Source organism: Prescottella equi, assembly GCF_002094305.1.
Taxonomy (GTDB): Bacteria; Actinomycetota; Actinomycetes; order Mycobacteriales; family Mycobacteriaceae; genus Prescottella; species Prescottella equi.
In genome coordinates, this window is the sequence record NZ_LWTX01000003.1 from 537,450 (window position 1) to 554,270 (window position 16,821).

Annotated in this window: 18 protein-coding genes; 12 read left to right on the forward strand and 6 right to left on the reverse strand. The window is 68.6% G+C overall.

The genetic code is table 11. The features are described from left to right. Window position 1: 1 nt before the first annotated feature. On the reverse strand, window positions 2-682 hold the full coding sequence (locus tag A6I89_RS11810) for a GntR family transcriptional regulator (protein WP_022593248.1): 681 nt from the start codon (window positions 680-682) through the stop codon (window positions 2-4). Between the two features lie 137 nt (window positions 683-819). Here A6I89_RS11810 and A6I89_RS11815 point away from each other — a divergent pair, with 137 nt between their 5' ends. Then, window positions 820-2,193 (forward strand): FAD-binding oxidoreductase, encoded by a 1,374-nt coding sequence (locus A6I89_RS11815; protein WP_044990222.1) that lies wholly within the window; start codon window positions 820-822, stop codon window positions 2,191-2,193. A 135-nt stretch (window positions 2,194-2,328) separates the two neighbouring features. Here A6I89_RS11815 and A6I89_RS11820 read toward each other — a convergent pair whose 3' ends face one another. Beyond that, window positions 2,329-3,762: an acyl-CoA synthetase gene (locus A6I89_RS11820; protein WP_022593252.1), complete on the reverse strand. Its 1,434-nt coding sequence runs from the start codon at window positions 3,760-3,762 to the stop codon at window positions 2,329-2,331. 134 nt (window positions 3,763-3,896) lie between these two features. Between A6I89_RS11820 and A6I89_RS11825 the strand changes: the two genes are divergently transcribed. Further along, window positions 3,897-4,634, forward strand: coding sequence for an IclR family transcriptional regulator (locus A6I89_RS11825; RefSeq protein ID WP_022593254.1), 738 nt, complete (start codon window positions 3,897-3,899; stop codon window positions 4,632-4,634). 260 nt (window positions 4,635-4,894) lie between these two features. Beyond that, window positions 4,895-6,196: an alpha/beta hydrolase gene (locus A6I89_RS11830; RefSeq protein WP_022593256.1), complete on the forward strand. Its 1,302-nt coding sequence runs from the start codon at window positions 4,895-4,897 to the stop codon at window positions 6,194-6,196. A gap of 62 nt (window positions 6,197-6,258) precedes the next feature. On the opposite strand, the gene rraA is transcribed toward A6I89_RS11830, so the two are convergent. The 4 genes from rraA to A6I89_RS11850 all read right to left on the reverse strand — a co-directional run bounded on the left by rraA (window position 6,259) and on the right by A6I89_RS11850 (window position 9,013). Beyond that, the gene (gene rraA, locus A6I89_RS11835; protein WP_005516483.1) at window positions 6,259-6,729 is read right to left on the reverse strand and encodes a ribonuclease E activity regulator RraA; all 471 of its coding nucleotides are present in this window, start codon (window positions 6,727-6,729) and stop codon (window positions 6,259-6,261) included. 62 nt (window positions 6,730-6,791) lie between these two features. Further along, window positions 6,792-7,172: a DUF5313 family protein gene (locus A6I89_RS11840; protein WP_005516481.1), complete on the reverse strand. Its 381-nt coding sequence runs from the start codon at window positions 7,170-7,172 to the stop codon at window positions 6,792-6,794. 43 nt (window positions 7,173-7,215) lie between these two features. Then, window positions 7,216-7,800, reverse strand: a complete 585-nt coding sequence (locus A6I89_RS11845; RefSeq protein WP_022593258.1) for a TetR/AcrR family transcriptional regulator — start codon at window positions 7,798-7,800, stop codon at window positions 7,216-7,218. A gap of 175 nt (window positions 7,801-7,975) precedes the next feature. Beyond that, window positions 7,976-9,013 (reverse strand): phosphotransferase family protein, encoded by a 1,038-nt coding sequence (locus tag A6I89_RS11850; RefSeq protein WP_022593260.1) that lies wholly within the window; start codon window positions 9,011-9,013, stop codon window positions 7,976-7,978. Window positions 9,014-9,162: 149 nt separating this feature from the next. Here A6I89_RS11850 and A6I89_RS11855 point away from each other — a divergent pair, with 149 nt between their 5' ends. The 9 genes from A6I89_RS11855 to A6I89_RS11895 all read left to right on the forward strand — a co-directional run bounded on the left by A6I89_RS11855 (window position 9,163) and on the right by A6I89_RS11895 (window position 16,766). After that, the gene (locus A6I89_RS11855; RefSeq protein ID WP_022593262.1) at window positions 9,163-9,987 is read left to right on the forward strand and encodes a sugar phosphate isomerase/epimerase family protein; all 825 of its coding nucleotides are present in this window, start codon (window positions 9,163-9,165) and stop codon (window positions 9,985-9,987) included. A 90-nt stretch (window positions 9,988-10,077) separates the two neighbouring features. Beyond that, window positions 10,078-10,941, forward strand: coding sequence for a CoA transferase subunit A (locus A6I89_RS11860; protein WP_022593264.1), 864 nt, complete (start codon window positions 10,078-10,080; stop codon window positions 10,939-10,941). Then, window positions 10,938-11,696, forward strand: coding sequence for a CoA-transferase subunit beta (locus A6I89_RS11865; protein WP_022593266.1), 759 nt, complete (start codon window positions 10,938-10,940; stop codon window positions 11,694-11,696). Before A6I89_RS11860 ends, A6I89_RS11865 begins: the two co-directional genes overlap by 4 nt. Further along, window positions 11,693-12,820: an NAD(P)H-dependent flavin oxidoreductase gene (locus A6I89_RS11870; RefSeq protein WP_022593267.1), complete on the forward strand. Its 1,128-nt coding sequence runs from the start codon at window positions 11,693-11,695 to the stop codon at window positions 12,818-12,820. Before A6I89_RS11865 ends, A6I89_RS11870 begins: the two co-directional genes overlap by 4 nt. Further along, on the forward strand, window positions 12,820-13,695 hold the full coding sequence (locus tag A6I89_RS11875; RefSeq protein ID WP_022593269.1) for an SDR family oxidoreductase: 876 nt from the start codon (window positions 12,820-12,822) through the stop codon (window positions 13,693-13,695). Before A6I89_RS11870 ends, A6I89_RS11875 begins: the two co-directional genes overlap by 1 nt. Window positions 13,696-13,732: 37 nt before the next feature. Further along, complete coding sequence (locus tag A6I89_RS11880) at window positions 13,733-14,179, forward strand: FAS1-like dehydratase domain-containing protein (protein WP_022593271.1); 447 nt, start codon at window positions 13,733-13,735, stop codon at window positions 14,177-14,179. Next, on the forward strand, window positions 14,176-14,586 hold the full coding sequence (locus A6I89_RS11885) for a MaoC/PaaZ C-terminal domain-containing protein (protein WP_044990203.1): 411 nt from the start codon (window positions 14,176-14,178) through the stop codon (window positions 14,584-14,586). The genes A6I89_RS11880 and A6I89_RS11885 overlap by 4 nt, the downstream gene beginning before the upstream one ends. After that, window positions 14,583-15,563 (forward strand): NADPH:quinone oxidoreductase family protein, encoded by a 981-nt coding sequence (locus A6I89_RS11890; RefSeq protein WP_022593275.1) that lies wholly within the window; start codon window positions 14,583-14,585, stop codon window positions 15,561-15,563. Before A6I89_RS11885 ends, A6I89_RS11890 begins: the two co-directional genes overlap by 4 nt. 3 nt (window positions 15,564-15,566) lie before the next feature. Then, window positions 15,567-16,766, forward strand: a complete 1,200-nt coding sequence (locus A6I89_RS11895) for an acyl-CoA dehydrogenase family protein (protein ID WP_022593277.1) — start codon at window positions 15,567-15,569, stop codon at window positions 16,764-16,766. The last annotated feature ends 55 nt before the right edge of the window (window positions 16,767-16,821 follow it).

Consider the following 16,821-nt stretch of genomic DNA (forward strand, 5'->3'; position numbering starts at 1 on the left):
CCTAGGCCGGATCGGGTGGCGCCGCTGCGGGTTCCGGTTCGCTGCCGAGTGCCGCGGCCAGCCGCTCGCGGGCCCGGGACAGGTGCCCGGTCAGCACTGCGACGGCGCGCTCGCCGTCTCCGTCCGCGAGTGCCTCCAGGATCTGCCGATGCTCGGCGACGATGCTCGACGTGGTCAGGAGGTGCTTGCCCTGCACCTGCACCATGCACAGGCGCACCTCGGACACCAGCGTCCGGAAGATCCGGCTCGTTCGGGGGCTACCGACGGCGTCGACGAGTGAGGTGTGGAACCGCATGTCGGGTTCGACGACGGACAACGGGGCACCGTCGGTGAGCGTCGCGATCTCGCTGTTCGCGGCCACCGCGTCCGCGGGAACCACGTTGTTGCGGGCGAGTTCCCGGAGCACCTGGGACTCGAGGCCGGCGCGGGTGCGGTAGATGTCGCGCACGTCGTCGGGGCCCAGTTGCAGCACCCGCGCGGTCTTGTGCGCGCTGCGCTGCAGCAGTCCCTCGCCGACGAGTTTCTCGATCGCGGCCTTGGCGGTGGGCCGGGCGACCTCGTACGTGCGGGCGACCTCGGCCTCGGTGAGGGCATCGGAGTGCGTCAGGTCCCCGGAGAACACCCGCTGTCGCAGTTCGGCGGCCAATGCGTCGACGATCGACACCGCCTCGACTCTGGCCACGGGTCCTCCTTGCTCGATTCCGGTCGATCCTCCCACGGGCCGTCTGCCGTGCACACCCGTCCGCCGTCCGTTCTTGACTCGCATGAATACTTGTCTGACAATCGAGTTTGATCCTGCTCTCGGACGGATGGTTCTGCATGACCCTCGATGTCGTTTCCCCCGCTGCTGCCGACCTGACCGAACGGCTCGGCGCCGCGGTCGTCACCGACCTGGATCAAATGCTCGCGTACCGCCGGGACCAGTCTTTGCTCACGCCCGACGGGGAACCGCTCGCGGTGGTGCGGGCGCGCAGCACCGAGGACGTCGTCGCGACCATGCAGATTGCGCACCGCCGCGGCGTCCCGGTGGTCACCCGAGGAGCCGCCACCGGATTGGCGGGCGGGGCGAACGCCATCGACGGGTGCATCGTGCTGAGCCTCGAGCGGATGAACGAGATTCTGCGGATCGACGAATCCGCGCGCCTCGCGACCGTGCAGCCGGGTGTCATCAACGGGGACCTCGCCGCGGCGGTCGCCGAGAAAGGGCTCTGGTACGTCCCGGATCCGGGCAGCCGGGCGATCTCCTCCATCGGCGGCAACCTCGCCACCAATGCGGGCGGCACCTGCTGCGCCAAGTACGGCGTCACCGCCGACCACGTCGCGCGCATCAAGGCGGTCCTCCCGGACGGTCGGATCATCCACACCGGTGCCGAGACCCGGAAGAACGTCGCCGGGCTCAACCTCACGCAGGTGCTGGTCGGCTCCGAGGGCACACTAGCGGTGATCGTGGAGGCCACCGTGCGGCTGCGGGCACAGCCGTCGGCGGCGTCGACCGTGGTCGCGAGTTTCCCCACCACCGCGCTGGCGATCGACGCGGTCCTGGCGATTCGCCAGGTGGCCGACCCGTGCCTGCTCGAGCTGATGGACCGCACCACCATCGCGGCGGTCAACGACCTGACGAGGATGGGTCTCGACGACACGGCGGGCGCGCTGCTGCTGATCCAGTGCGACGGCGGTGACGCGGCCGCCGAGGCCGCCCGCTGTGCGGCGGCGTGCGCCGCGGCCGGCGCCACCGAGGTGTACGACACCGCCGATCCGGTCGAGGGTGAAGAGTTCATGCAGGCCCGGCGGGTGGCGCTCACCGCGCTCGAGCGCAGGGGCAGCACGCTGCTCGACGACCTCGCGGTACCGGTCCCGGCGCTGCCGCGCATGCTGGCCGCGATCGAGGAGTCCGCGGCCCGGCACGACGTCCTGATCGGAACGTTCGGTCATGCCGCCGACGGAAACCTCCACCCCACCATCGTGTTCGACGCGTCCGACGCGCCGATGACGGCCCGCGCCCGGGCCGCCTTCGACGAGCTCGTCTCGGCATGTCTCACGCTCGGCGGTTCCATCACCGGCGAGCACGGCGTCGGCGTGCTCAAGACGCCGTACATGGAGTCGATGGTCGGCGCGACCGAACGCGAGCTCATGGCGGGTATCAAATCCGTCTTCGATCCCACCGGCATCCTGAATCCCGGGCGCGGTTTCTGAGAGAGGTGGGGGCGGGGAGGACACGTCTCGAGTGACAATCGGCGCGGGGCTGACCGTCGCGGGGAAGGCAGAGGATCTCCATCTAGTTGTTCTGCTCGACGGTGACCTGAATCGCGCCGGAGTCGGCGGGCGTGCTCATCTGCCGGCTTGGACGTCGTCGACCAGTAACTTCTTCTGCACCTTGCCCATCGCGTTTCGCGGCAACGAGCTGACGACACGAATTTCTCGCGGTCGCTTGTGGATCGACAGGGTTCGGGCGACGAAGTTGGACAGCTCTACCTCGTCGGTGCAGTCGCCGACCACGTAGGCGACGATGCGCTGCCCGAGATCGGTGTCCGGGACGCCGATCACTGCGGCCTCCTCGACGCCGGGGTGGGCGAGCAACGCCTGTTCCACCTCACCGGCCCCGATCCGGTAGCCACCCGACTTGATCATGTCGATCGACTCCCTCCCGACGATGCGGTGGAAGCCCTGTTCGTCGACGACGGCGATGTCACCGGTCTTGAACCATCCGTCCTCGGTCATCGATTCGGCGGTCTTTTCGAAGTTGCCCAGATAGCCGTCGAACAGGGTTGCGCCCGCGATCTGCAACTGCCCCAGCGTCTCACCGTCGCACGGCACCGGATTGCCCGCCTGGTCACGAATGCGGGTGTGGACGCCACGGATCGGTGATCCCACCCACCCGGGTCGACGTTCGCCGTCGAATCGGGTGCTGAGCGTGATGAGGGTCTCGCTCATTCCGTAGCGTTCGATCGGCGCCGAGCCGGTGAGCGCCTGCATGCGTTCGAAGACCGGGACCGGCAGCGGAGCGCTGCCCGACACCAGGAGCCGGGCGGATCCGAGCGTTCGTGCCGCTGATTCGTCTGCGCACACACGGGACCACACGGTGGGGACACCGAAGTAGAGCGAACCACTCGCCGCTGCATACGATTCCGGGGTGGGGCGCACGGTGTGCACCAACGGCGACCCGTGCCGCAGGGCGCCCACGACTCCGAGGATGAGCCCGTGCACGTGGAACAACGGTAGTCCGTGGACCAGGGTGTCGTCCGGACTCCAGTCCCAGGCCTCGGCGAGCCCGTCCAGTCCCGCCGCGATGGCGGAACGGGCGAGCACGACGCCCTTCGGGGCTCCGGTCGTGCCCGAGGTGTACATGATCATCGCGGTCGTTCCGGGATCGGGCTCGGCATATGTCGAGCCCGATCGTGCGCGGGCGTGGATCGGGACATGCGGGAGTGTGACGTCTTCCCGCCGACCGCCGAGCCAGAGCTGCGCGCCCGAGTCCTTCAGGATGTGATCGCGTTCGGCGGGCCCCGAGTCGGGTGGTACAGGCACTGCCGGCACACCGGCCATCAGGCATCCTGTGACCGCGATGACCGTTTCGAGTGTTGCCGTCGCATCGATGGCAACGCTTGTGGCGCCGCTGATCTCGTCGGCAACGGCGGCCCCCGCCGCGATCAGGTCGGATCGGGTGAGTGCGCCGTCGCCGACGCGGACCGCGGGCTGGTCGCCGGAGCCGTTTCCCGGATCGACGAGCGAAGTCAGGAGTGGCCGGGGCATGAGGGTGGTCATCGGTGAAGGGTCCTTTCTCGAAGTCCCTACTGAACGGAGTCGGTCCACAATGTGGACCGCCGTGCTACGATGTGGTCCGGCTAACGTATAGCCCTCCATGCTCGACGTCAACAGACGTGTGTGAAAGGTCTTGAATGAACAGCGTTCTCACCGCGCTCCGGGTGTTCGAGGAGGTGGCGTCGGCGCAGCCGATCGGCTTGTCGGAGCTCGGTAAGCGGCTCGACGTCCCGAAGAGCACGGTTCAGCGCTGCCTCAGGACGCTGGCGGATGCGGGATGGCTGCGTCCCGCGACGAACGATGCGGGACGATGGGTGATCACCGGTAAGGCTTTCAGCCTGGGCAGCATGATGGCGGCGGGCGACGACCTGCGGGACGTGGCACTTCCGGAGTTGAGCCGGCTGCAGGTGGATACGGGTGAGACCGTTCATCTGGCGGTGCCCGACGGCGAAGAACTGGTGCTGATCGAGCGTCTCGACAGCGCACACCAGCTACGGGCGTTCCTGCCGTTGGGGACGCGCCTGCCGCTGCATGCCGCGTCGAACGGCAAGGCCTACCTTGCGTCGCTCCCGGATTCCGAGGTGGAGCGGATCCTCGCGTCCGACCTGGCCCCTTCGACCGGTCGCACCGTCACCGACCCGCAGGTGTTGCGGCAGGAGATCGAGGAAATCCGACGGCGTGGCTATGCGGTGACCGACCAGGGTCTGCACGACGGGATCGCAGCGGTCGCGGTTGCCCTGCGGGGCAGGGGGGGCGTCGTTCGGGGCTGCTTCAGCGTGTCCGGCCCGGCCTCTCGCCTGACGCCGGACCTCTACCAGGAGTATGGCGAGAAGGCGCTGGCCGCCGGGGCTGCGATCGAGCGCCTGCTGTCCTGAACGCGCTGGCCCGGGTTGTGTCCGAGGGCTCGCCGGCGGAAGCTACTCGGCCAGGACACTCCGGACCGGTGGCGGCATCGGTGAAAGCCGCCGGCGTGCCGGATAGCTGTGCGACACCGGTAGTCGTGCTTTCGTCGGCAGAACAGGGCAATCGCCCGATCTGGCGCGAGTTCCGAGGCGGCAGGCACCTCGTCGGCAGGCGTCGACTCGCAGTGTGGGCCGCATCGCAAAGGGATACTCGGTCCCAGGGAGGTGCTGCCGTGAGCGAATTGAACGTGCAGAGCAACCGGTTGGTCTTGCGATTGTCCGGTTTCGAGAAGATCGCCGCGTTGCACGGGGACGTGGCGATTCCCGTCGACCTCGTCCGTGACGTCGACGTCGTCGCCGATCCGTTCGCGAACACCCGCGGCATGCGGGCTCCAAGCCTGGGCATTCCCCGACGTCTGCGTATCGGGACGTGGCGCGGCGGGGGCGTACGCACGTTCGTCGTGGCGAGCGCCGGGGTTCCCGCGGTTCGGGTGCGCACCCTCGGCCGGACCGCCGGCGCGGAGTTCGACCAACTGCTCGTGAGCGCGCGGGACGCCGTGCAGGTCGCCGACCGGATCCGCGGGGTCGTCGCCGCCGGGCGGCCGGGGGTGTCCGAGCGGGAGGTGACCTTCCGGTCGGGCGACGGGACGGTCCTGGCGGGCACGCTCACCGTTCCGGCGGGGGCCGAGACCGGTCCGGTCGCGGTGATCCTCACCGGGTCCGGGGAGATGAACCGCGACGGCGATCACGCGAAACTTCCGATCGGCGTGAGCCGCGCGCTCGCGGAGGCGTTGGCGCGCAACGGAACCGCGTCGCTGCGCTACGACAAACGTGGGGTTCCGAAGTCGGGGGGCGACTACCTGTCGACCGGGCTGTCCGACAACCTGGCCGACGCCGCGGCGGCCGTCGAATGGCTCCGGACGGCAGGGGGTTTCGTTCGCGATGCGGTGGCGGTGATCGGGCACAGCGAGGGCGCCTGCCTGGCCGTGGCGCTGGGCGCCGACCGCGAGGTCGATCCCGCCGCCGTCGTGCTGATCGCGTGTCCCGCGGTGACCGGACGCGAGGTACTGCTGTGGCAGTCCGCGAAGGCTGCCGACAGTCTGTCGGCGCCCGTCCGCAGCCTTCTCCGGCTCCTGCGGATCGACGTGAAGGCGCAGCAGCGCAAGGCACTCGACAAGATTGCCCGGTCGACCGGCGACACCGCGCGGATGGGATTGCGCCGCGTCAACGCCCGCTGGCTCCGGGAGTTCCTCGACTTCGATCCGAAACCGCTGCTGCGGGAGATACGTTCGCCGGTTCTCGCGATCACCGGGGCGAAGGACCTGCAGGTGGACCCGGACGATCTGTCGGCTATCGCCGATCTCGTGCCCGCGGAGGTCGACACCGTTCGGGTACCCGACCTGACGCACCTGGTGCGGCGTGACGCCGGACCGCCGTCGTTGCGCGCCTACCGGCGCCTCGTCCGCGAACCCGTGGACCCGAAGGTCCTGTCGCTGGTGGCCGACTGGACGGCCGGCCACCTGCCCAGGCGCTGACGCACCCGTGCGCCTTTCTGGTAGTTCTGGCTACCGAAAAGGCGCACGGGTGGCGAAGCCGCCTACCGGACGACGACGCCGTCGTCGTCGCTGTAGACCGTCTCACCCGGGTTGAAGGTGACGCCGCCGAAGGAGACGGGCACGTTCTTCTCGCCGGAGCCGGTCTGGGTGCTCTTGCGCGGGTTGGTGCCCAGCGCCTTGATGCCGATGTCGAGGGTGCGGAGGATCGCCGAGTCGCGGACCGCGCCGTTGACGATCACGCCCGCCCAGCCGTTGGAGACGCCGCGTCCGGCGATGATGTCGCCGACGAGGGCGGTGTGGACGCTCGCGTCGCCGTCCACGACGAGGACGCCGCCGTTGCCCGGCTCACTGAGCGTCTGCTTGACCAGCAGGTTGTCCTGGAAGCACTTGATGGTGGTGATCGGGCCGGAGAAGACCGCCCGGGCACCGAACTGGATGAACTGGGTGTCGCAGCTGCGAATGTCCGGACCGATCTCGTCGGCCAGATCGGCGGTCGCTACCTGCTCACTCATGGTTTCTTCCCTTCGTCGGTTCGCCCGTCAACCATAATTGACCCGCCGGTAACTTGCGGTGGTCAGGCGCGTCCGTGGCGACGTTCGTAGTCGTCGCGCACCCGGTCGGCGCGGCGCTGCGCCTTCTCGGCCACCAGGTCCGGATCGAGTCCGTGGCTGTGCAGCCGATGCCGCCGGTACACCTGCATCAGGGCCACCGCGAAGTAGACGAGCGGGATGAACAGCAGCGCCATCATCGCCAGCGGAACCCAGATCGGGCCGGGGATCAACAGGAAGAGGGCGAGGATCGGCAGCACCGGCAGGGTGAACCGGATCAGGTACCGTGCCGACGCCCCGGGGCCCACCAGGTCCCGGCGGACCCAGTCCTGCAGCGAGTCCGGGAGCGTGCGCCCGAACTGGTAGCCCACGTACTGCCCGAAGGTGGGGCGCGAAGGTGCCGACATGAGTCCAGGGTAGAGCGGGCCGGTTCCCGAACTGCGACGCGGATCAGTGCCGGGCTTCGATGCCTTCCAGGAAGACGGACACCACGGAGTCGGCCAGGTGGTCCATGCCGAACTCGGCGGTGGGCGAGAACCAGCGCAACGACAACCAGACGGCATCGCGGATGAGGCCGTACAGCACCTCGGCCGGCAGGTCCGCGCGGAACTCGCCCGACGTGATGCCGGATTCGATCACCGTCATCCACGCGTCCTTGGTGGTGCGCGCGGCATCGCGGATCTTGCGGTGCGACTTCAGCTTGCGCAGATAGGTGCCGTTGTTCTGGTAGATCTCGGACGCGTGCGGATGCGCCTGGCTGACCCGGAACGACGCCTTGACGAGGTCGTCGAGGCGTTCTCGTGGTCCGTTCGACGACGCGAGGATCGCCTTGTACTCGTCGACGAGGGCGTCGAGATACTGCGTGACGATCAGTTCGGCTATCGCGTCCTTGGACGGGAAGTAGTGGTACAGGCTGCCGGAGAGGATGCCCACGCCGTCGGCGATGTCGCGGACCTTGGTCCCGGCGATGCCCTTCGTGGCGAACAGGGCGGCGGCCTGCTCCATGATCAAGGTGTGGCGCTCCGACCACTCCATGCCTACCTCCGAAATCGAAACGGCCCGGTGTTCGGGCAGTCGTGTTGTCCAAGTCGACTCTATCGGCAGCAAACATTTGCTTCCGGAGGGTGGTTCCACGCGCGCTCGCCGGGACGGTCCGCGTGCCGGAGGAGCTTCGACGCAGCGTAGGCCTACCTCCGGCGCGCCGATCTGATCAGAGCTTGCTCGCGTAACACCAGGCCTGGGCCGCGAGCCGCTCGGCCTGGGCGCCGAAGCTCTCCGGCGAGCGGTCGCTCGCGCCCATCGCGCCGCGCAGTGTGCGGGTGTAAACGCCTTCGACGATGCACGCGATCTTCCACCAGTTGTAGGCGACGTAGAAGTCGATGTCGGGCACCGTGTCCGGTCGGACGGCAGCGAGATACTGCTCCACCAGGTCGTCGCGCGTCGGAAATCCCGGCACCCGGGTGGGCGGATTCTCGAGCGCGCACACCTCGTCGTCGGGCTGCGCCCAGTACGCCAGTAGCTGGCCGAGGTCGGCGAGTGGATCGCCGACCGTGGTCAGCTCCCAGTCGAGAATCCCGCCGATCGTGCCGTCGGGTGTGAACAGGCAGTTGTCGAGGCGGAAGTCGCCGTGGACGATCCGCGCCGAGCCCTGCCGGGGAATACGTTCGAGCAGGCGGTCGTGGGCGCGTCCGATGTCGTCGAGGACGCGGACGCGGTCCTGTGCCCAGTTCGTCGACCAGCGCCGCAGCTGCCGGGCCAGATAGTCGTCCCGGTCGGCGAGGCCGCCCCAGCCGACGTCGCGGGGATCGACGGCGTGCAGGGCGGCCAGGGCGCGGACCAGTTCGGCCGCGACGGACGGCCGCCGGTCGGCGGGCACCACCGACGTCACGGTGTCGGGATCGCGGAGCACGACGCCGTCGAGGTGGTTCATGACGAAGAACGGCGCGCCGGTCACGGCATCGTCGTCACAGGTGCCGACGACGACCGGGACCGGCACCGGGGTGCTGCGCAGGCGCTCGAGCACCTCCGCCTCGCGGAGGACGTCGTGGGCGCGTGAGCGCGCCATCCCCAGGGGTGGGCGGCGCAGGACCCACCGGGCGCCGTCGGCGCCCTGTACCAGGTAGGTCAGATTCGACCGGCCGCCGGCGATGCGCTCGAAACGGAGTGGTCCCGTTGCGTCGTCGACGTGCTCGGTGAACCACCGGGACACCGCGTCGTCGCGGATCCCGGGGTCGGTGGTGCTGGTCATCGGCTGCCTTTCCGGTAGGGGCAGAGCCGGCGCTCGGCGTGTGCGAACCGCCGGTACGAGAGCGAGACTATACGGCGCATCAAACATTTGCTACATTCCGTTTGCACCACGATCTCGGCATTGTCACCTGCTCTGCGACAGGAGGATTCGTGCAGCACTCTCCCTCGATCACGGATGTGGACCGCCGGTCCGCGCTCAGTGTCTGTCTCGCGGCGACGGCCGACCTTCCGCTCGGGGAGTCGTTGGCGATGCTGCGCCGCATCGGAGCGGACCGCTTCGGGGTACTGGCGGCGACCATGGCCGGTCAGGGCTGGAACGAGTCGGTCGAGACGATCCGGGCGTCCGGCCTGCGGCCGGAGTTCATCGCGGGTGGTTGCCGCGCGATGCACGACGGTGGCGGATGGGAACGCGTGTTGTCCACGCTCGAACGAGCGGTCGACGCCGCGGCGGAGATCGGCGCCCCCACGGTGTGTTTCACCTCCGGTGGATCGGGCCGTCTCTCCTGGGAGGAGGCCGCGGACGCGGCGGTGGACCGGTTCGGTCCGCTCGTGGAGTACGCGCAGGAACGGGGCGTCGGTCTCGCGCTCGAGAACACGATGTCGATCCGGTCGGCGATGAGCTTCACCCACAGTGTCGCGGACATCGCTGCGCTGGGCCGACGGTTGGAAGTGGGGCTCATGGTGGACCTGTGTTCGGCCTGGCAGGAGCGGGGTTTGATGCAAACCATCGGCGACAACCTGGACGCCATTCGGATCGTGCAGATCGGCGATCGCCACGTCGACGCGACGTCGGTGCCGAACCGCCGGGTTCCGGGGGAGGGGAGCATCCCCCTCGACCGGATGGTGTCCGAGGTGGGCGCGCTCGGATACACCGGGTTGGTCGATCTGGAACTGCTCGGCCCGGTGATCGACGAGGAGGGGCCCGAGAACGCGATGGCTCGGGGACTGGAATGGATGCGGATCTACGTGCCGTGATCCCGCGGCGACAGGTAGCAAATGTTTGATACGCGAGGACCCGAAGGGACGCGGGCCCGCAGTCGGGACGCATACGAAGGATGGATCGATTTGTCGGACAAGAGAATGTCGGAGAAAGAGGCGGTCGGCCGGTTGCGGTCCGGTATGACCATCGGAATCGGCGGCTGGGGATCCCGCCGCAAACCCATGTCGCTGGTGCGGGAGATCCTGCGCTCGGACCTCGACGATCTCACCGTCGTGTCCTACGGCGGCCCGGACGTCGGCCTGCTGTGCGCGGCGGGCAAGGTGCGCAAGGTCGTGTTCGGGTTCGTGTCCCTGGACTCGATCCCACTCGATCCTCACTTCCGCGCCGCACGTCAGGGCGGGCGTGTCGAGGTCGCCGAGTACGACGAGGGCATGTTGCAGTGGGGGCTGTACGCGGCCGGCATCAGACTGCCGTACCTGCCGACGCGGGCGGGGCTCGGATCGGACGTCATGCGTGTCAACCCCGAATTGCGCACGGTCACAGACCCCTACGGCGACGAGACCCTCGTCGCGATGCCGGCGATCCCGCTCGACGCGGCGCTGGTGCACATGAACCGAGCCGACGTGCACGGCAACGCGCAATACCTGGGCCCGGACCTGTACTTCGACGACCTGTTCTGCATGGCGGCCGAGCAGGTGTACGTCTCGTGCGAACGCATCGTGCCGACCGCCGAACTCACCGCCGACGCGCATCCGTCGACGATCCGGATCCCCCGCCTGCTGGTGTCCGGCGTGGTGGCCGCGCCCGGCGGCGCGCACTTCACGTCGTGTGTGCCGGACTACGCCCGCGACGAGGCGTTCCAGCGGGAGTACGTCACGGCGGCCAAGGACCCGGAGAAGTGGCAGGCGTTCGTGGACCGCTACCTGGCGGTCCCGGAGGCGGAGTACCAGCGCGCGGTGCGCGGCGCGCGTGAGGAGGCTTCGGCATGAGTGCAGCGACGCGGGCGGAAGTGTGTGCGGTGGCGTGCGCCGAGGCGTATCGCGGCAACGGCGAGGTGATCGCCAGTGCCTTCGGCACCATCCCGGCGATCGGCGTCCGCCTCGCGCGGCACACGTTCGAACCCGACCTGGTGGTGTCGGACGGCGAGGCCGCGGCGGTGCGCGGGACGTGGGCGGTCGGCGGCCCCGCCGACGGCGAGGTCGAGGCGTGGCTGCCCTTCAACCAGATCTTCGATCTGGTGTGGAACGGCAAGCGCCACATCATGATGATCCCGACCCAGCTCGACACGTACGGCAACTGCAACATCTCCGCGATCGGGGACCACGACCGGCCGTCCGTGCAGCTTCTCGGTGTCCGTGGTGCCCCGGGAAACACCGTCTACCACCCGACCAGCTACTGGGTGCCCAAGCACAGCACCCGGGTGTTCGTGCCCAAGGTCGACATGGTGTCCGGTGTGGGCAACGACAACGCCCGCAAGGCCGGACCGGCGGCCACTCGGTATCACCAATTGCGCCGAGTGGTCACGGATCTGGCAGTCCTGGACTTCACCCCGGACTCGGGGCGGCTACGCCTGCTCTCCGTGCACCCGGGCGTCACCGTCGACGACGTCGTCGCGGCCACCGGGTTCGATCTGGTGATCCCGGACTCGGTGCCGCAGACACGCGCCCCGAGTGCGGAGGAGCTGGAACTGATCCGCACCGTGATCGATCCCCGCAACCTGCGCGACAAGGAGGTTCCCGCGTGACCACCGTCGAATCGAGCCGCAACGCGCTGCACACCCGGGTCTGCGACCTGTTCGGCGTGAAGTACCCGATCGTGCAGACCGGCATGGGCTACGTCTCCGACGCCAAGCTCACCGCGGCCACCGCCGCGGCGGGCGGTCTCGGGATCATCGCCGGCGGCATGCTGAGCTACGACGAACTCGAGCAGGCGATCCACTACGTCAAGGACCGGACCGACGCGTCCTTCGGTGTCAACCTGCGCGCCAATCAGGAAGACATCGACAAGCGACTCGATCTGCTGATCCGGTCCGGGGTCAAGGTGGCGTCGTTCGCGCTGGCCCCCAAGCGGGACCTGATCGCGAAGCTCAAGGACGCCGGACTGGTGGTGGTGCCGTCGATCGGTGCCCGCCGGCACGCGGAGAAGGTCGCCGAGTGGGGCGTGGACGCCGTCGTCGTGCAGGGCGGCGAGGGCGGCGGCCACACCGGCGCCGTCCCGACCAGCCTGCTGCTGCCGCAGGTGGTCGACGCGGTCGACATCCCGGTGATCGCCGCGGGCGGTTACTTCGACGGCCGCGGCCTGGTCTCGGCCCTCGCGTACGGCGCCGACGGCATCGCGATGGGCACCCGCTTCATGCTGACCAGCGATTCCCCGGTAGCGCAGGCAGTCAAGGACGTCTACCTGTCGAAGTCGGTGAACGACACCGTCGTGACACTGGAGATCGACGGTGTGCCGCAGCGGGTGCTGCGCGCCGGCACGATCGACCAGCTCGAGTCCACCCGCGGACCCCAGCGCATGCTGAGAGCGCTGCGCAATGCCGTTGCGTTCCAGCGTCTGTCGGGAACGCCGTGGAAGGACATGATCCGCGAGGGGCTCGAGATGAAGAAGAGCCACGAACTCGGCTGGCGGCAGGTGGTCATGGCCGCGAACGCGCCGATGCTCTACCGGTCGGCGCTGGTCGACGGCAACGCAGACATCGGCGTGATGGCAACCGGGCAGGTGGTGGGCCTCATCGACGACGTCCCGAGCTGTGCCGAACTGATCGACCGGATCGTGCGGGAGGCGGAGTCCGTACTTCGCCGGCTCACCGCTGTGGACGAGCGCGCCGAGCGCACAACCGAACTCACACTTCCACGAGGAGACATCTGATGAACCAGTTGAAGGATCGAGTGATCGTGGTGACCGGTGCCGGTCGCGGTATCGGTCGCGAGCACGCGCTGTTGGCCGCCGCCGAGGGCGCCCGGGTGGTCGTCAACGACACCGGCGCCGGGCCGGACGGCAAAGGCGCGGACCCGTCGCTCGCGCATCAGGTCACGGACGAGATCACCACGGCAGGCGGTGCCGCGGTCGCGAACACCGCGGACGTCACGACCATCGAGGGCGCGCAGAGCCTGCTCGACACCGCGCTCGGCAGCTTCGGTGAAGTGCACGGCCTGGTGAACAACGCCGGTGTGCTGCGAGATCGCATGTTCGTCAACATGAGTGAAGACGAGTGGGACGACGTCATCACCGGGCAGCTGCGGGCCACGTTCGCGCCGTGTCGCGTGTTCGGCGCGCACTGGCGCGACCGGTCGAAGGCCGGAGACGACGTCAAGGCGTCGATCGTGAACGTATCGAGCACGTCCGGGCTGCTCGGCGCAGTCGGGCAGAGCAACTACGGCGCCGCCAAGGCCGGCATCGCGTCGCTCACGGTGATCCTCGCGCAGGAGTTGGAGCGCTACGGGATTCGTGCCAACGCCATCACCCCCGTGGCCCGCACCCGGATGACCGAGAACGTGCCCGGCATCAAGGACATGGTCGCGAAACCCGCCGACCCCAACGAGTTCGACGTCTACCACCCCGGGAACGTCTCGCCCGTCGTCGCCTACCTCCTCACCGAACAGTGCCCGGCGAACGGATCGGTGTTCTACGCCAAGGGCGGCGAGATCCGGCAATTCCTGGGCTGGCAGTACGGGAAGGTCCTCGACAAGGGCGCCCGCTGGACCGTCGACGAACTGGTGCAGGAGATGAGCGGACTCGTCTGAGTCCGAACCATACCGACACAACCCATCTGGAGAGAACATGGCAAACGCAGATGCCGTCGGAGTCGAGGGCGTACCGTTCGACCTCGACGTCGAGCGGGGCAAGGTCCGCGAGTTCGCACGAGCGACGCACTCGACCAACCCCGACTACCTCGAACGTGAGGACGCGGTCTCCCCGCCGACGTTCCTCACCACCACACTGCACTGGCAGCCGCCGGAGGGAAACCCCTGGAAGGCTGTGGAACTCGACGGCAAGCGTGGTTTGCACGCCGAGCAGCAGTACGAGTTCTTCGGCCCCCCGCCGAAGGCCGGCACGCGCCTGCGGTGCACCTCCCGGATCACCGACGTCTACACCAAGCAGGGCCGGCGCGGCGGTGAGATGACGTTCGCGGTGATGGTCACCGACTTCGTCGACTCCACAGGCACACTCGTGGCCCGCGCGACCATGACCGGTGTCGAGACCGCCCGACCCGCGACGGAGGCATGATGACCGCGACCCTGACCGTTCCCGAGCCCTGGACCGTCGGACCGGTGAGCCGCACCGACTTCGTCCGCTACCAGGGGGCGTCCGGGGACATGAACCCCATCCATCACGACCAGACCTACGCGGAGGCTGCCGGCTACAAGAGCCCGTTCTCGGTGGGCATGTTCCAAGCCGGGCTGCTGGCCACCTACGCCACCGACTGGCTCGGCGCCGAGAACGTTCGGTCGTTCCGCGTGCGCTTCCTCGAGCAGGTGTGGCCCGACGACGTGCTCACCTGCACCGCGCAGATCCTGCGTCGATACGAGGAGGGCGGTGAGACCAAGGTCGACCTCGAACTCGACTGTGCCCGTCAGACCGGCGGGCTCGCGGTCAAGGCGTGGGCGACGTTCGTGGCTGGAGCAGCGGCGTGAAGGTCCAACTGTGTGAAGTACTCGGTGCTCCGGAGGTACTGCAGTACAGGGACATCGCCGACCCGGAGCCCGGTCCGGGCGAGGTGCTCGTCGAGGTGCACGCGGCAGGCGTCAACTTCCCCGACGGACTCGTCGTGTCCGGGAACTACCAGACCAAACCGGCTCTGCCGTTCGTGCCGGGATCCGAGGTCGCCGGCGTCGTCCGGGCCCTCGGCGCCGACGTCGACGGTGTCGCTGTCGGCGACCGGGTGCTGGCATTCTGCGGGATGGGCGGCTACGCGGAACTGGTGACGGTGCCAGCGACGATGGTGTTCCCGATCCCGGACTCGATGTCGTACGTCGATGCCGCGGGCTTCGTGGTGACCTACGGGACGTCGTACCACGGGCTGGTCGACCGGGCCGACCTCGCGGCCGGGGAGACGCTGCTGGTGCTGGGCGCGTCCGGTGGTGTCGGTCTGACCGCTGTCGAAATCGGAAAGGCGTTGGGCGCTCGCGTGATCGCGGCGGCGTCCAGCCACGACAAGCTGGCGCTGTGTCGCGATCACGGTGCCGACGAGCTGATCGACTATTCCGCCGATGACCTGAAGACGCGACTGGCCGACGAGGCGCCCGGCGGCGTCGACGTCGTGTACGACCCGGTCGGTGGCGAGCATGCGCAGACGGCGGTGCGCGCGTTGTGCTGGGGTGGAAGGTATCTCACGGTCGGATACGCGTCCGGTGACATCCCGAAGGTGGGTATGAACCGACTACTCGTCAGTGGCGGTGCCCTCCACGGCGTGCTGTGGGGGGCGTGGGCCAAGCGCTACCCCGAGCGCAACGCCGCGAACATGCGTCGGCTGTTCGATTGGTACGACCGCGGCGCGCTCCGTCCACACGTCAGCGAGACCTATCCGCTGGCGGACGCAGCCGCGGCGCTGGACGTGGTGATGGGCCGCCGCGCGCGCGGCAAGGTCGTTCTCACGAGTGGGAGGAGCTGACGGATGGACCTGTCGCCGAGCCCGGAAGCCCGGGACATCGTCAAGCGCCTCGAGGCGTTCATGGACGAGTACGTGTACCCGGCCGAGCCGGTGTACGCGGAGCAGCTGGAGGCGTCCGGGCCGCGCAGCCACGTGCTGCCGCCCATCGTGGAGGAACTCAAGGCCGAGGCCCGCCGGCAGGGCATGTGGAACCTCTTCCTGCCCGCACTCTCCGGGCTGACGCACCTCGACTACGCCCACATCGCCGAGGTGACCGGCCGGTCGCCGTACATCGCACCGGAAGCCCTCAACTGCTCCGCGCCGTCGACCGGCAACATGGAGATCCTGCACATGTTCGGCACGCCCGAACAGAAGCAGCGGTGGCTCGAACCGCTGCTCGACGGCCGCATCCGGTCCGGCTTCGCGATGACCGAACCGGACGTCGCGTCGTCGGACGCCCGCAACATCTCGACGTCGATCGTGCGCGACGGTGACGAGTACGTGATCAACGGACGCAAGTGGTGGACCACCGGCGCCGCCGATCCGCGGTGCGAGATTCTCGTGGTGATGGGGAAGACCGATCCGGATGCCGCACCGCACCGGCAGCAGTCGATGATTCTCGTCCCCGTTGCGACGCCCGGTGTCGAGATCATCCGTTCGCTGCCGATCTTCGGCTACCACGACCAGCAGGGACACGCGGAGATCCAGTTCACCGACGTCCGGGTTCCGCTGACCAACATGCTCGCCGGTGAAGGCGAGGGCTTCGCGATCGCCCAGGCCCGGCTCGGCCCGGGCCGCATCCACCATGCGATGCGCTGCATCGGTATGGCCGAGCGCGGACTGGAACTCATGGTGCGACGCACGATGGCACGCAACGCCTTCGGCGGTCCGATCTCTGACCAGGGCGTGGTCCGCACCTGGATCGCCGAGTCCCGCATGGAGATCGAGCAGGCTCGACTGCTGGTACTCAAGACCGCGTGGATGATCGACCGGGTGGGCGCCAAGGGCGCGCAGATCGAGATCGCCGCCGTGAAGGTGATCGGTCCCCGCGTCGCCAGGTCGGTGCTCAACCGGGCGATCCAGTGCCACGGCGGCGGCGGAGTCACCGACGACTTCCCGATCGCACGGATGTGGGCGAGCGCACGCATCCTCGGCATCGCAGACGGGCCGGACGAGGTACACATCCGGAGCGTCGCTCGGCAGGAGCTGCGGAAGTACAGGTAGGCATTCACGGTCCGGTGGCAGCGCCGACGAAGGGTGTGAGTGCAACCGATCGTGA